General features: G+C 65.8%; 12 protein-coding genes. 7 read left to right on the plus strand and 5 right to left on the minus strand.

The window, feature by feature from the left end:
• Both JLDANKMP_RS17550 and JLDANKMP_RS17555 read left to right on the plus strand, forming a co-directional pair.
• Positions 1-1,329: a HAMP domain-containing sensor histidine kinase gene (locus JLDANKMP_RS17550; RefSeq protein ID WP_005410803.1), complete on the plus strand. Its 1,329-nt coding sequence runs from the start codon at positions 1-3 to the stop codon at positions 1,327-1,329.
• A gap of 482 nt (positions 1,330-1,811) precedes the next feature.
• The gene (locus JLDANKMP_RS17555) at positions 1,812-2,129 is read left to right on the plus strand and encodes a hypothetical protein (RefSeq protein ID WP_249336978.1); all 318 of its coding nucleotides are present in this window, start codon (positions 1,812-1,814) and stop codon (positions 2,127-2,129) included.
• Positions 2,130-2,388: 259 nt separating this feature from the next.
• Here JLDANKMP_RS17555 and coaE read toward each other — a convergent pair whose 3' ends face one another.
• From coaE to JLDANKMP_RS17570, 3 genes are read right to left on the minus strand one after another with little or no spacing between them, the layout of a single operon-like run.
• Positions 2,389-3,000 (minus strand): dephospho-CoA kinase, encoded by a 612-nt coding sequence (coaE, locus tag JLDANKMP_RS17560; RefSeq protein ID WP_005414310.1) that lies wholly within the window; start codon positions 2,998-3,000, stop codon positions 2,389-2,391.
• 11 nt (positions 3,001-3,011) lie between these two features.
• On the minus strand, positions 3,012-3,875 hold the full coding sequence (locus JLDANKMP_RS17565; protein ID WP_005410800.1) for an A24 family peptidase: 864 nt from the start codon (positions 3,873-3,875) through the stop codon (positions 3,012-3,014).
• A gap of 7 nt (positions 3,876-3,882) precedes the next feature.
• Positions 3,883-5,142 (minus strand): type II secretion system F family protein, encoded by a 1,260-nt coding sequence (locus JLDANKMP_RS17570; RefSeq protein WP_059035222.1) that lies wholly within the window; start codon positions 5,140-5,142, stop codon positions 3,883-3,885.
• A 352-nt stretch (positions 5,143-5,494) separates the two neighbouring features.
• Between JLDANKMP_RS17570 and JLDANKMP_RS17575 the strand changes: the two genes are divergently transcribed.
• The 3 genes from JLDANKMP_RS17575 (at position 5,495) to pilB (ending at position 8,448) form a co-directional block, all read left to right on the plus strand.
• Positions 5,495-5,929 carry a pilin gene (locus tag JLDANKMP_RS17575; protein WP_059035220.1) on the plus strand — a complete coding sequence of 145 codons (435 nt, stop codon included), beginning with the start codon at positions 5,495-5,497 and terminating at the stop codon, positions 5,927-5,929.
• Positions 5,930-6,084: 155 nt separating this feature from the next.
• Positions 6,085-6,492, plus strand: a complete 408-nt coding sequence (locus JLDANKMP_RS17580; protein WP_212561743.1) for a pilin — start codon at positions 6,085-6,087, stop codon at positions 6,490-6,492.
• A gap of 222 nt (positions 6,493-6,714) precedes the next feature.
• A complete protein-coding gene (gene pilB, locus JLDANKMP_RS17585; RefSeq protein WP_212561744.1) occupies positions 6,715-8,448 on the plus strand; it encodes a type IV-A pilus assembly ATPase PilB in 1,734 nt (577 codons plus the stop codon).
• 125 nt (positions 8,449-8,573) lie between these two features.
• On the opposite strand, the gene JLDANKMP_RS17590 is transcribed toward pilB, so the two are convergent.
• Positions 8,574-9,947, minus strand: a complete 1,374-nt coding sequence (locus JLDANKMP_RS17590; RefSeq protein ID WP_005410795.1) for a sigma-54 dependent transcriptional regulator — start codon at positions 9,945-9,947, stop codon at positions 8,574-8,576.
• Positions 9,948-10,007: 60 nt separating this feature from the next.
• Positions 10,008-11,621 carry an ATP-binding protein gene (locus JLDANKMP_RS17595; protein WP_005414304.1) on the minus strand — a complete coding sequence of 538 codons (1,614 nt, stop codon included), beginning with the start codon at positions 11,619-11,621 and terminating at the stop codon, positions 10,008-10,010.
• 357 nt (positions 11,622-11,978) lie between these two features.
• Between JLDANKMP_RS17595 and sucC the strand changes: the two genes are divergently transcribed.
• Both sucC and sucD read left to right on the plus strand, forming a co-directional pair.
• Positions 11,979-13,148 carry an ADP-forming succinate--CoA ligase subunit beta gene (sucC, locus tag JLDANKMP_RS17600; protein WP_004154430.1) on the plus strand — a complete coding sequence of 390 codons (1,170 nt, stop codon included), beginning with the start codon at positions 11,979-11,981 and terminating at the stop codon, positions 13,146-13,148.
• 21 nt (positions 13,149-13,169) lie between these two features.
• Positions 13,170-14,045: a succinate--CoA ligase subunit alpha gene (gene sucD / locus JLDANKMP_RS17605; RefSeq protein ID WP_005410793.1), complete on the plus strand. Its 876-nt coding sequence runs from the start codon at positions 13,170-13,172 to the stop codon at positions 14,043-14,045.
• Positions 14,046-14,093 lie beyond the last annotated feature (48 nt).

A 14,093-nucleotide genomic window follows, 5' to 3' on the forward strand; every position in this document is an offset into this window, starting at 1 on the left:
GTGGCAGCCAAGGGGGAGCGCCGGCGCACGCCATACCGGCGGCGCCTGCGCAGCCGCATCATCGTCTCGTTCGTGTTGTTGGGCTTCTGCCTGACGACACTGTTCGCGTTCGCCACCAACTGGGCCCGCATGCGGGTGGAAAACCAGTTGGTGGAAGACGTGATCAACCACAACATCGAAGAGTATGCGCGGCGCTTCTACGAGCATCCGGGGCGCAATCCGGCAGTGCCCGTGCAGCAGATCCGGGCGTACGCCTACTCGGCTGACAAGTTCGACAAGGCCCGCGAGTCGTGGCCGCAGTGGGCCGACCTGCAGAACGGCAATTACAACCTCAGTGGCACCGACGAGCAGGGGCAGCCGTATGCCTACAAGCTGGCGGTACGCAAGGCCGACGACGCCTGGTTCTTCCTCGCCTATGACATGACCGACAGCGTGCGCGGCGGCAAGCAGCTCAACCGCGCGCTGGTGTTGTCGGTGCTGGTGTTCAGCGTGCTGTCGCTGGTGCTGGGCTGGTGGTCGGCGTCGAAGGTGATGAAGCCGGTGTCGGACCTGGCCGCGCGGCTGCGTGCGTACCGTGGCGGTACCAGTGAGCCCGAGCCCTTGGCGCCGCGCTTTCCCGATGACGAGGTGGGGCAGCTGGCACAGGCGCTGGACGACTATTCCTCGCGGCTGACCGAAGTGGTGCAGCGCGATCGCGAGTTCAATGCAGACGTCAGCCATGAACTGCGCACGCCGCTGGCAGTGATCCGCGGTGCCACCGAGCTGCTGCTGACCCGGCCCGGCCTGGACGAGAAGGTGCTGCAGCGCCTGCAGCGTATCCAGCGTGCCGAGCAGCAGTGCAGCGACCTGATCGGCGCACTGCTGCTGCTGTCGCGCAACGAGCGCGGGCAGGGCACCAGCAACGTGGCCCGCGTGGCCGAGCAGCTGCTGGATGCGCACCGCGCGCAGCTGGGTGGCAAGCCGCTGGAGCTGCTGCTGGAAGGCGAGCGCAACCTGGTGATCGATGCACCCGAGGCGGCGCTGTCGGTGGCGCTGGGCAACCTGATCGGCAACGCGGTGAAGTACTCGCAGGATGGCGAAGTACGCGTCTTCGTGGGCGCCAATTCGGTGTCGGTGACCGACAGCGGCCCGGGCCTGAGCGAGGAAGATGCGGCCAAGCTGTTCCAGCGTGGCTACCGCGGCACGCACGCTGGTCATTCGCAGGGCGGCGGCATCGGCCTGTCGATCGTCAGCCGTCTGTGCGACCTGTACGGCTGGCAGGTGAGCGTGCGTCCCGGTGGCGAGCGTGGCGTGATCGCCACCCTGACGTTCTCGCCGAAGCCGTTGTAAGCAGCCCTGCTTGGGTGGGTGCCGACCTTGGTCGGCACGGACCCTGCCGACCTTGCATCACGCCCTGTGTCGCTTGTGCCACTGAATCCCCCGCACGCGAACATCGCATCACAGGCCCGACACAACACCACCGTGATCGCTGCCGCGCCCCGCGCGTGTTCCAACGCACGCATTGGCAAGCCCGCGCCGCACTTGGGAATTTCCTTACAGATCGCCGTGCGCGGTGATGGCCTGATGACCTGGCCGGGGCCGGTGCCTTGGCCGGGATTGGCGTCCTGAAATCAACTGTCAGATGGAAAACTTCCGATGCCTCGCGCGGCATCGCGGACAATGCACTGTGCTCGCTTCATGGCGGGCGGTGCGTGGGGATTCCCGGGAATCCGCCGGAGTTTCCATCCATCTGGGAGTTGTCCGGTACGCCAACCCGCACCGTCCGCCACCTTGCATCTGCAGGTGGCCTGCCGTCTGCGAGGAGCTTCACCATGTCCACCCGCGCGCTGTTCCTCCAGTTGCACGCCCTGATCGGCGATGCCGCCCACCTGCTGCCTGCCGACGTCGCCGAGCGGGTCGAAGTTCTGCTGGATGACCCCAGGGACCTACTGCCCGCCCTGCTGGCGCGCATGGATGGCCGCGACGCCGCCGACGGCCAGCGGCTGGATGTGCAGGGGGCCAGCCCGGCGCAGGCCGCCACGATGGCTGGTCTCAGCCGCACGCTTGCCGGCCTGAATACCCTGATCCAGCTGCTGCACGCTGCCGAAATCGCGCGGGAGCAGGGTGGCGCCCGCCAGCAGCTGGAGTAGATCCACGCCACGCATGGATGCGCTTTGGTAGTGCCGGCCGCTGGCCGGCAATCGAATCGACCAGTAGATCCACGCCACGCATGGATGCGCCTTGGTAGTGCCGGCCGCTGGCCGGCAATCGAATCGGCCAGTAGATCCACGCCACGCGTGGATGCGCTTTGGTAGTGCCGGCCGCTGGCCGGCAATCGAATCGGCCAGTAGATCCACGCCACGCATGGATGCGCTTTGGTAGTGCCGGCCGCTGGCCGGCAACCAGGCCTCAAGCCCCGGCCAAGCCCAGATACCGCGCATGCAGCTGTTCCACCTGCACCTGCAGGTCCTCCGGCTGCCCATCATTGACCACCACGTCATCGGCCAGCGCCAACCGTTGTGCGCGGCTGGCCTGCGCAGCAATCATCCGGTCGGCCAGCGCAGCATCAATGCCATCGCGCTGCATCAGCCGGGCGTGCTGCACGGCTTCCGGTGCATCCACCAGCAATACCCGGTCCAGCCAAGGATAGGCCTTCCGCCCGCCCACCTCGGTCAGCAGCGGAATGGCCGCAATCGCATAGGGGCTCTCAGCCTGCTCGCACTGCTGTTGCATCAGCAGGCGGATGGCCGGGTGGGTGATGGCTTCCAGCGCCGTCCGCTCGGCCGGATCGGCAAAGACGTGGGCGCGCAGGCGGGCCCGGTCCAGGCTGCCGTCGGCCAGCAGCATGTCGGCGCCGAAACGCTCGGCAATGCGGGCCAGCGCCGGGCTGTCGGCAGCCACCACGGCCCGGGCGGCCAGATCGGCATCGGCCACCACGATGCCCAGCGCTTCGAAGCGCCGGGTCACTTCACTCTTGCCCGAGGCGATGCCACCGGTCAGGCCAACCACATAGCGGCTCATGGGGACTCCCCTCAGCGCAGCCCGCTCATCACCATGTACTGCTCCACCAGCGGCGCACCCCACATGAAGTACAGCCAGCCGGCAATGGCCAGGTAAGGGCCGAACGGAATCGGCGTGGCGCGGTCACGGCCCCGGCTGTACAGCCAGATCGAGCCGATGATGGCGCCCAGCACCGACGACAACAGGATGATCGGCAGGATGCCCTTCAGGCCACACCAGGCGCCCAGGGCTGCCAGCAGTTTGAAGTCGCCGTGGCCCATGCCCTCCTTGCCGGTCAGCTGCTTGAACAGCCACCAGACCGTCCACAGCGACAGGTAACCCACCGCCGCGCCCACCAGGGCGGGCTTGGCCGGCATGTACAGGTTGTCGATGCTGCCTATCAGCCCCAGCCACATCAGCGGCAGGGTGAGCTGGTCGGGCAGCAGCTGGGTGCGCAGGTCGATGCCGGACAGCGCGATCAGGAAGCAGGTCAGCACGATGGCGCCGAAACCCTGCCAGCCAAAGCCGAACTGCCAGACGCAGGCCACCACCAGCAGTGAGGTCAGCGCCTCCACCAGCGGGTACTGCAGCGAGATCGGTGCCTTGCAGTGGCGGCACTTGCCGCCCTGGATGATCCAGCTGAACAGCGGGATGTTCTCGTACCAGCTCAGCTTGTGCTTGCAGTGCGGGCAGTGCGACGGCTCGACCACGATCCCCGGTGGGGGCGGCTCATAGAAGTCCGGTTCCTCCAGGACTTCGCGCGCATCGCGCTTCCACTGCCACTCCAGCCGCTTGGGCAGGCGCAGGATGACGACGTTCAGGAAACTGCCCAGCAGCAGTCCGAAGGCGGCCGCGGCGGGGTAGCCGAGGCCAGGATGCTGGTCGAGAAAAGCCATGTATGTGTTATCCGACGACGGCGCCGAGTTTGAAGATGGGAAGGTACATGGCAATCACCATGCCGCCCACAATGGTACCAATGAACACCATGATCATCGGTTCCAGCAGGCTGCTCAGGGCATCCACCGAATTGTTGACCTCCTGCTCATAGTACTCGGCCACCTTGAACAGCATGGCGTCCAGCGCACCGGCCTCTTCGCCGATGCCGGTCATCTGGATGACCATGTGCGGGAACAGGTTGGTCTGTTTCATCGACATGTTCACCGGGTAACCCACCGAGACGTCGTCGCGCATGCGCAGCACCGCCTCTTCGTACACGGTGTTGCCGGTAGCACCGGCCACGATGCCCAGCGCCTCCACCAGCGGCACGCCGGCCTTGAAGGTCACCGCGGTGGTGCGCGAGAAGCGGGCGATGGCGCTGTTGTGCATGATCTGCCCGATCACCGGCACCTTCAGCACAAACCGGTCCATCGCATGCTGCATCTTCGGCGAGCGCTTGTAGGCCATGATCGCGCCGACTGCGGCACCGATCGCGATGAGCAGCATCAGCCACCACCACGACACCATGAACCGTGACAGGTTCACCACCAGCTGGGTGAAGGCGGGCAGCTCGGCACCGAAGCTCTTGAACACGTCCTCGAACTGCGGCACGACGAACACCAGCATGATGCCGCTGACCACCATCGCCACCACCACCACCATGATCGGGTAGAACAGCGCTTTCTTGATCTTGCCCTTCAGCGCTTCGATGTTCTCCTTGTAGGTGGCCACCGTGTCCAGCACGGTTTCCAGCACGCCGGCGCCTTCGCCGGCCCGCACCAGGTTGCGGTACAGTTCGTCGAACTGCACCGGGTGCTTGCTGACCGCCTCGTACATCGAGGAACCGCCCTCGATGTCGGTGCGGATGGTGTCGACCAGCTTCTTCATCCGCGGGTTCTTGTGCCCGCTGGCGATGATGTCCAGCGCCGACACGATCGGCACGCCGGATTTCATCATCGTGGCCATCTGCCGGCTGAAGAAGGCGATGTCCTTGGGCTTGACCGGGCTGCCGGCGGCGCCGAACAGCGGCTTCGACTTCGGCTTGACCTGGCCCGGGTTGATGCCCTGGCGGCGCAGCTCGGCGCGCAGCAGGTTGGCGTTCTTGGCCAGCTGCTCGCCCTTCATCTTCACGCCCCGCTTGTCGGTCCCCTCCCAGACAAACGGCTGCAGTTCCATGGTGGCGCGCGCCACCGGCTCTTTCTTGATCGCACTGCGACTGACAGACATGTTGGCTCCCCAAGACCCGCCATCCCCAGGCGGGTAACTAGCCATCGATGGTAGCGGGTTCAAAGGCGGATGGGCAGTTGGCAGGCGGCCCAGCGTGCGATTTCGTGCCGGGTGCCGACCAAAGGTGACGTACTGCGTCACATTGCCGCGTCCATCGCAGATTCGGAAGCGGGGGGTTCCCATCCGCGAAATTGCTGCCATCATGGGCGCGGGGAAATCCAGGGGGAGGCGTGCCGGGGTTGGCACGCAACCTGCGTTGATCCACCCGCAGGGCATGGGGCCCGCTCAACCGGCGCTGTCCGGTCCGATCCCGTGCACTGAACTCAACCACCACTATCTTGGGGATGTACCAATGAAGAACCAGAAGGGCTTCACCCTTATCGAACTGATGATCGTCGTCGCGATCATCGCCATCCTGGCTGCCATCGCACTGCCGGCCTACCAGGACTACACCGCCAAGTCGAAGGTCACCGCTGCGCTGGCTGACCTGGCCTCGCACAAGACCCAGTTCGAGATGGAAAAGAGCGCCGGCCGTGCGCCGACCTTGGCCGCCGCTGGCTTCCAGGCCAACAACACCGGCTCCTGCTCGACCATCGCCGTTGACGACGATGGCATGACCTGCACCATCCGTGACCCGGGCACCCGCATCGGTGCCGGTTCTACCTTGGCGTTGACCTATACCGATACCGTGACCGACGCCACCGGCGCGATCACCACCCCGGGTGGTTTCTCCTGCGTCGTGACCGTGATGGACGACAAGTTCATTCCGAAGGGTTGCACCAAGTAATAAATATGCTCAGCTGAGTCGCGTGGTAGCGCTGTGCTTCCACGGCTCTCAACAGAGAAAACACAAGGCCCGCTTCGGCGGGCCTTGTGCTGACTGGAATGCGAATCCCGGTCAGCACGCAGCAATGGGGATTGCTGGAACCAACAGGGGGAGTCATGCACACACAAAAAGGCTTTACGCTCATCGAGCTGATGATCGTGGTGGCCATCATCGCCATCCTGGCGGCGATCGCGACGGTGGCGTTCCAGCCCTACGTCGTACGCACGCAGCTGACCGCCGCACTGGCCGACATCACGCTGGGCAAGACCAAGGTGGAAATCCTCGTCAATGAGGGCCGTTCGGCCAGCCTGGTCACACCGAACTACATCGGTGTCGCCCAGAACGCCCACTGCTCCAACGTCGAAGCCGAACTCAGCGACTCCGGTGTCGGCCACATCAGCTGCACCCTGAAGGGACACAGCGCGCTGGACGGCAAGGACCTGATCCTGCGCCGCTCCGCCGAGGGCATCTGGAGCTGCGATGGCAGCGCGTTCGAAGCGCGCTATCGCCCGACAGGCTGCTGATCACACTTCAGCGCTCCGATGGGATGCTGGCTGCCCCTTGACGGGGCTATCATCCCCGGGGGAGTCAGGATCGTGCCTGCCGGGCCGGGAGTGCCGGGCAAGGCAGTGTTGCTCATGGATTGGCGATGCCGGTGGCCATTGGGTCGCGGCGGGTTCTGCTGCCCCGTGCGGTGTCCGTGCAAGACGCACGGCATGGCATGACCCCATGAGCCAAGGATTCATATGAACGCTGTCACCACCGCCAATCTTGTCGGCATCACCGGCCTGGCCCGTCGCCTGGTGCAGGACGGGGCCCTGGACGAGGCCACCGCCCGCGACGCCATGGCCAAGGCCGCCGCCGCGCGCCAGCCGCTGCCGACGTGGTTCGCGCAGAACAAGCTGGTCAATGCCTCGCAGCTGGCCGCCGCCAATGCGGTCGAGTTCGGCATGCCGCTGTTCGACGTGTCCACCTTCGACGCCAGCCAGAACGCGATGAGCCTGGTCAGCGAGGAGCTGCTGCGCAAGCACAACGTGTTGCCGCTGTTCAAGCGCGGTGGCAAGCTGTTCGTCGGCACCAGCAACCCGACCCACTCGCTGGACGAGATCAAGTTCCACACCAACCTGGTGGTCGAGCCGATCCTGGTCGACGAGGACCAGATCCGCCGCACGCTGGAACAGTGGCACGCCAGCCATGACACCCTCGGCGACGCCCTGGGTGGCGATGACGATGGCATGGGCAACCTGGACGTGGCGGCCGGCGACGAGGATCTCGGCGCCACCGGCGGCGATTCCGGCATCGACGCCAAGGGTGACGACACCCCGGTGGTGAAGTTCGTCAACAAGGTGCTGGTCGATGCGATCCGCAAGGGCGCCTCGGACATCCACTTCGAGCCCTACGAAGACGATTACCGCGTGCGCCTGCGCATCGACGGCCTGCTGAAGATGGTGGCGCGCGCGCCGGTGAAGCTGAACCAGCGCATCGCCGCGCGCCTGAAGGTGATGGCACAGCTGGACATCGCCGAGAAGCGCGTCCCGCAGGACGGCCGCATCAAGCTCAACCTGTCCAAGACCAAGCAGATCGACTTCCGCGTCAGCACGCTGCCGACCCTGTTCGGCGAGAAGGTGGTGCTGCGTATCCTCGATGGCAGCGCGGCCAAGCTGGGCATCGACAAGCTGGGTTACGACCCGGACCAGCAGAAGCTGTTCCTGGATGCCATCCACAAGCCGTACGGCATGGTGCTGGTGACCGGCCCGACCGGTTCGGGCAAGACGGTGTCGCTGTATACCGCGCTGGGCATCCTCAACGACGAGACGCGCAACATCTCCACTGCCGAAGACCCGGTGGAAATCCGCCTGCCCGGCGTCAACCAGGTACAACAGAACAACAAGCGCGGCATGACCTTCGCCGCGGCGCTGCGCTCGTTCCTGCGACAGGACCCGGACATCATCATGGTCGGCGAAATCCGCGACCTGGAAACGGCGGAGATCGCGATCAAGGCCGCGCAGACCGGCCACATGGTGCTGTCCACGCTGCATACCAACGATGCGCCGCAGACCATCGCGCGCCTGATGAACATGGGTATCGCGCCCTACAACATCACCAGCTCGGTGACGCTGGTGATCGCCCAGCGCCTGGCGCGTCGCCTGTGCGGCAACTGCAAGCGTCCGTCGAGCCTGCCCGAACATGCGCTGCTGGCCGAAGGCTTCACCCAGGCGCAGCTGGATGCGGGCATCGAGCTGTACGAGGCCGTCGGCTGCGACGAATGCACCGAGGGCTACAAGGGCCGGACCGGCGTCTACCAGGTCATGCCGATGACCGATGAGATCGCCACCATCGTGCTGGCCGGTGGCAATGCGCTGCAGATTGCCGAGGCGGCGCAGCAGATCGGGGTGAATGACCTGCGCCAGTCGGCATTGAAGAAGGCGGCGGCGGGCATCACCAGCCTGGCCGAGATCAACCGCGTCACCAAGGATTGAGGTAGATCCACGCCATGCGTGGATGACGCGATGCATGGGGTTGCCGGCCAGCGGCCGGCACTGCCAGGTTGGTGGTACGCGCCGGGTCAGAGCCCTTTCCTTTGGAAAGGGATCCGACCCCGGGTTTACTCCATCCCCAGCTTCTTCAGCTTGTAGCGCAGCGCACGGAAGGTGATGCCCAGCTGCGCGGCGGTACGGGTCTTGTTCCAGCGGTTCTCTTCCAGCGCACGCTGGATGGCGCTGCGCTCGAGCTGCTCGATGTAGGAGGGCAGGGCGGCGCTGCCCGGCTGCAGGTCGGCCACGGCTTCGGCGGGCGCGGCACTGCCAGGTGCACGCGGCGCGTGCTGCGGCAGGCGCAGGTCGTCGGCGCCGATGCAGTCTTCCTCGGCCAGGGCCAGCGCACGTTCCAGGATGTTCTCCAGTTCGCGCACATTGCCCGGGAACGCGTACTGCGCCAGTGCTTCCAGCGCCGAGGGCGCCAGCAGCGGGGTGGCGCGGCCGTGGCTGCGGGCCAGGCGGGCCAGCACGGCGGCGGCCAGTTCGGGCAGGTCCTGGCGGCGCTCGCGCAGCGGCGGCACCTTCAGTTCGATCACGTTGATGCGGTAGTACAGGTCGTGGCGGAAGCGCCCGTCCTCGACCAGCTCGGCCAGATCCTTGTGGGTGGCCGAGAGAATGCGGACATCCACCGGCTCCTCGTTGGCCGCGCCCACCGCGCGCACCGACTTTTCCTGGATCGCGCGCAGCAGCTTCACCTGCATCTGCAGTGGCAGTTCAGCCACTTCGTCCAGGAACAGGGTGCCGCCATGCGCAGCCTGGAACAGGCCAGGCTTGTCAGCGTGTGCGCCGCTGAAACTGCCCTTGCGGTGGCCGAAGAATTCGCTCTCCATCAGCTCGCCGGGAATGGCACCGCAGTTGACCGGCACGAACGGGCCGGCCGCGCGCGCGCCCTGGGCATGGATGGTGCGTGCAACCAGCTCCTTGCCGACGCCCGACTCGCCGAGGATGTAGACCGGCGCCTGGCTGCGCGCGACCTTGCCGATGGTGGTGCGCAGCACATCCATGGCCTGCGAGTGGCCCAGCAGGCGCCCGCCCTGTTCGGCGTTGGGGCCCGGTGCGGGGCGCTCGGCGTTGTTGAGTTCCAGCGCGTGCTTGACCAGTCCGCGCAGCACCGAGATGTCCACCGGCTTGCTGACGAAATCGAACGCACCGGCCTTCAGTGCCTCCACGGCGAGATCCATGCTGCCGAATGCGGTGATCATCGCCACCGGCGTGCGCGGGTAGTGCTGGGCGATCTCGCTGACCAGTTCGATGCCGTTGCCATCGGGCAGGCGCATGTCGGTGATGCACAGGTCGTACGGATTGCTGGCCAGCAGCTCACGTGCCTCGGCCAGGTTGGCGGCGGTACTGATGCGCAGCCCCATGCGGCCGAGGGTCAGCACCAGCAGTTCGCGGATGTCGCGTTCATCGTCGACGACGAGGGCGCTGCGGGTTTCATTCATGGGCGTGAAAGATAAACGAGGGGGCTGGAAGCGACAAATGTTTGACGCACAGAATGGGGATCAGCTCGGCAGCAGCGTATGTGGACCGGGCAGCACCAGGCGGAAGCAGGAGCCACCGGCCGGCACCGCGATGTAGTCCAGGCGGGCCTGGTTGGCCCTGCACAGCTCGCGCGCGATGTACAGGCCCAGTCCCGTGCCATGCTCGGACGTGGTGAAGAAGGGCCGGAACAGCTGCGCGGCCACGCTCTCCGGGATACCCGGGCCACGGTCCATCACGTCGATCACCGCGCTGCGTTCGTGCTGGGCCACGCGCAGCCGCACCCGTGCAGGCTGCTGGCCGATGCGGCCGTACTTCAGTGCGTTGTGCACCAGCACGGTCAGCACCTGGTAGAGATGCTTGGCGTCGACCTGGGCCATCACCGATGTGTCGCTGATGATCGGTTCGATGCTGTCGGTCTCCAGGGTCTGGCCCTGCTTGTACTCCAGCACGAAGCGGCGCACGAAGGCGACCAGGTCCACGTTCTCCGGCGTGGCGCGTTCGCGCCGAGCCAACCCCAGCACGCTCTCGACGATGCCGTTGGTGCGCTGGCACTGCTGGCGGATGATCTGCAGCAGGCGGCGGTCGCTCTCGTTGAAGCCGGTGCCTTCCTCGAGCAGCTGCACGGCATAGTTGATCGCCGCCAGCGGATTGCGGATCTCGTGGGCCAGGCTGGCCGAGAAGCGGCCCATGGCCGACAGAGTGAGCGATTCGGCGCGGCGCGAGACCACGCTGGAATCGTCCAGAAACACCAGCGCAAGGTCGCTGCCGGCCAGCAGGCGGGCAAAGCGCGGCTGCACTTCCGGCTGGTCGGGGTTGAGCTGCAGCGGCAGCTCGTCCTGTGCCCAGCCATTGCGCCAGCGCTGCAGCCGGCGCGCCAGTTCCGGTGCGGCACTGGCCAGGTCCAGGCGTCCGCTTTCGCCGTTGCCGTCGTTGTCGCCCAGCAGCATCGAGGCGGCTTCGTTGGCCAGGGTGATGCGGTTGTCGGCGTCCACCACCAGCACGCCGGTGCGCATGCGGCGGATGATCAGTTCGTTGATCTGGAACAGGTTGGCGACTTCATCGCCGCGCTGGTTGGCCAGCTGCTGGTTGCGGCGGGCGCGGTTGCCCACCTGGTAGCTGATGAAGGCCAGTGCCAGGTAGCTGGTGGCGAACATCGCCAGTTCGGCGAGGGTGCGGGTGGGGTCGCCGCCTTCCAGCAGCTTCCAGGTGTACTCGACGCCGGTGGCCAGGCTGGCGGCCAGCGCCAGGCCCAGCCCCAGGCTGAGCGGCAGCAGAGTGGCGGCGGCGGCGATGTTGAACAGCAGCGACATCGAGATACCGGCGCTGGCGCCGGGCAGGGCGTGCGACAGCAGGGTGGCAGCCACGATATCCACCAGCACGCCACTGACCACGATCGGGCGCAGCCAGCGTTCGTTGCGGCCGACCACCAGGGCCAGCAGCGACAGGGCCAGATAGATGACCGCAACGACATCGGCCAGCCGCGGGTGGTGGGCTTCGCCGACCATGGCCGACAACGGGCTGTAGAGCAGGGCGGCAATGACCGTAGCGATCAGCACCCGGTACAGCGCGAAGAAATACAGTTCACGCCGCGGAATCGATTCGATGCGGTCAATCAATGAAGCACTGGGTGACACGCCGGAACTCCCCTTCTGGCTGCCTGGGTCTGGATTCTGCGGCGGGCCTGTCCGGCGTCCCCTGAAGTCGGGCCGGCACGTCGCGTTTGCGAAGGGCAGTATAGGGCCCCCGGCCGGGCGCCGCCGAAGTGGTCCGGATCGCGCATTTGGCCCGTTGCGGACACCGGTGGCCAGCCCCGGCCCGGGTGCAACTGCCTGAATGACGGTGGAAATCTGACCGCGTCTGGCGTTTTGTACAGACTTCTTTGCGCCCCGGCGCCGGCTCGGCCACAATAGTGGGCCCGCCGCGGTCCATGCCGGCGCCCCGCCGGGGCCCTGAGGAATTGCGTGCGGTCGTTCCTATTCCCACGGTGACGCATGAATTTCCACGAATACCAGTCAAAACAACTGCTTGCCGAGTACGGCATCCCGGTCCCGGCCGGCAAGGTCGCTGCGACCCCGGACGAAGCGGTTGCCGCTGCCAACTCCCTGGGCCAGGGCCCCTGGATGGTCAAGGCGCAGATCCACGCTGGCGGCCGCGGCAAGGCTGGCGGCGTCAAGTTCTGCAAGACCACCGACGACGTGAAGGCCGCTGCGGCCAAGATGCTCGGCACCAAGATGGCCACCTACCAGACCGCTGGCGTTGAACTGCCGGTCAACCTGGTGCTGGTGACCACCGCCGGCGAGATCGTCAAGGAACTGTACCTGTCGGTGCTGGTCGACCGTGGCACCAAGACCATCACCTACATCGCCTCTTCGGAAGGCGGCGTGGAGATCGAGCAGGTCGCTGCTGAAACCCCGGAGCTGATCCACTCGCTGAACGTCGACTTCGTCGAAGGCGTGCAGGGTTACCACGGCCGCGATTTCGGCTTCAAGCTGGGCCTGACCGCCAAGCAGGCCGGCCAGTTCGCCAGCATCATGGTGAACCTGTACCGCCTGTTCAACGAAAAGGACCTGGCCCTGGTTGAAATCAACCCGCTGGCCATCCTGGACGACGGCAACCTGTACGCGCTGGACGGCAAGTTCGACAGCGACGACAACGCCGCGTTCCGCCAGAAGGCCCTGGTCGCCATGCGCGACAAGACCCAGGAAGATCCGACCGAAGTGATCGCTTCGGAACTGGACATCAACTACGTCACCATGGACGGCAACATCGGCTGCATGGTGAACGGCGCCGGCCTGGCCATGGCCACCATGGACGTCATCAAGCTCAACGGCGGCGAGCCGGCGAACTTCCTGGACGTGGGCGGCGGTGCCAACAAGCAGCGCGTCATCGAAGCCTTCAAGCTGATCCTGTCCTCGGACAAGGTCGAAGGCATCTTCGTCAACATCTTCGGCGGCATCGTCCGCTGCGACATGATTGCCGAAGGCATCATCGCCGCCGTGAAGGAAGTGGGCGTCAAGGTTCCGGTCGTGGTGCGCCTGGAAGGCACCAACGTGGAAGAAGGCAAGCAGCTGCTGCGTGACAGCGGCATGGCCATCATCCCGGCTGACAACATCAACGATGGCGCCAAGAAGATCGTTGAAGCTGTCAAGAACGCCGCCTGATACCGACACCAAGGAATTCCAATGTCTGTTTTGATCAACAAGAACACCAAGGTGATCGTGCAGGGCTTCACCGGCCAGCAGGGCACCTTCCACGCCACTCAGATGATCGAGTACGGCACCCAGGTTGTCGGCGGCGTGACCCCGGGCAAGGGTGGCACCACCCATATCGACCTGCCGGTCTTCAACACCGTTGCCGACGCCGTGCAGAGCACCGGCGCCAACGCCTCGGTCATCTACGTGCCGCCGCCGTACGCGGCTGACGCGATCCTGGAAGCCGCTGCTGCCGGCATCAAGGTCATCGTCTGCATCACCGAAGGCATCCCGGTGCTGGACATGCTGCGCGTCAAGAACGTGCTGACCCGTTCGCATCCGGACACCGTGCTGATCGGGCCGAACTGCCCGGGCGTCATCACCCCGGGTGAGTGCAAGATCGGCATCATGCCGGGCCACATCCACCAGCCGGGCAAGATCGGCATCGTGTCGCGTTCGGGCACCCTGACCTATGAAGCGGTCAAGCAGACCACCGAAGTCGGCCTGGGCCAGTCCACCTGCATCGGCATCGGTGGTGACCCGATCAACGGCCTGAACTTCGTCGACTGCCTGAAGCTGTTCAACGAAGATCCGCAGACCGAAGGCATCATCATGGTTGGCGAAATCGGCGGCGACGCCGAAGAAGCCGGCGCCGAGTACATCAAGAACCACGTGAAGAAGCCGGTCGTCGGTTTCATCGCCGGTGCGTCGGCTCCGGCCGGCAAGCGCATGGGCCACGCCGGTGCGATCGCCTCGGGCGGCAAGGGCACTGCCGAAGGCAAGTTCGCCGCCATGGAAGCTGCCGGTGTTGTCACCGTCCGCTCGCCGGGCGACCTGGGCGCTGCCATCGCCAAGCTGGTCAAGTAAGACCGCTGGGCGGGGGATTGTAGAGTCGACTGTTAGTCGACTGTTCTT

The sequence above is a fragment of the Stenotrophomonas sp. PE591 genome (assembly GCF_018320795.1).
Classification (GTDB): Bacteria; Pseudomonadota; Gammaproteobacteria; order Xanthomonadales; family Xanthomonadaceae; genus Stenotrophomonas; species Stenotrophomonas maltophilia.

Excerpts from the sequence above, each read along its gene's own strand:
- JLDANKMP_RS17555 (WP_249336978.1), top strand. The coding sequence starts at position 1,812 with ATGTCCACCCGCGCGCTGTTCCTCCAGTTGCACGCCCTGATCGGCGAT.
- coaE (WP_005414310.1), bottom strand. The coding sequence starts at position 3,000 with ATGAGCCGCTATGTGGTTGGCCTGACCGGTGGCATCGCCTCGGGCAAG.
- JLDANKMP_RS17565 (WP_005410800.1), bottom strand. The coding sequence starts at position 3,875 with ATGGCTTTTCTCGACCAGCATCCTGGCCTCGGCTACCCCGCCGCGGCC.
- JLDANKMP_RS17570 (WP_059035222.1), bottom strand. The coding sequence starts at position 5,142 with ATGTCTGTCAGTCGCAGTGCGATCAAGAAAGAGCCGGTGGCGCGCGCC.
- JLDANKMP_RS17575 (WP_059035220.1), top strand. The coding sequence starts at position 5,495 with ATGAAGAACCAGAAGGGCTTCACCCTTATCGAACTGATGATCGTCGTC.
- JLDANKMP_RS17580 (WP_212561743.1), top strand. The coding sequence starts at position 6,085 with ATGCACACACAAAAAGGCTTTACGCTCATCGAGCTGATGATCGTGGTG.
- pilB (WP_212561744.1), top strand. The coding sequence starts at position 6,715 with ATGAACGCTGTCACCACCGCCAATCTTGTCGGCATCACCGGCCTGGCC.
- JLDANKMP_RS17590 (WP_005410795.1), bottom strand. The coding sequence starts at position 9,947 with ATGAATGAAACCCGCAGCGCCCTCGTCGTCGACGATGAACGCGACATC.
- sucC (WP_004154430.1), top strand. The coding sequence starts at position 11,979 with ATGAATTTCCACGAATACCAGTCAAAACAACTGCTTGCCGAGTACGGC.
- sucD (WP_005410793.1), top strand. The coding sequence starts at position 13,170 with ATGTCTGTTTTGATCAACAAGAACACCAAGGTGATCGTGCAGGGCTTC.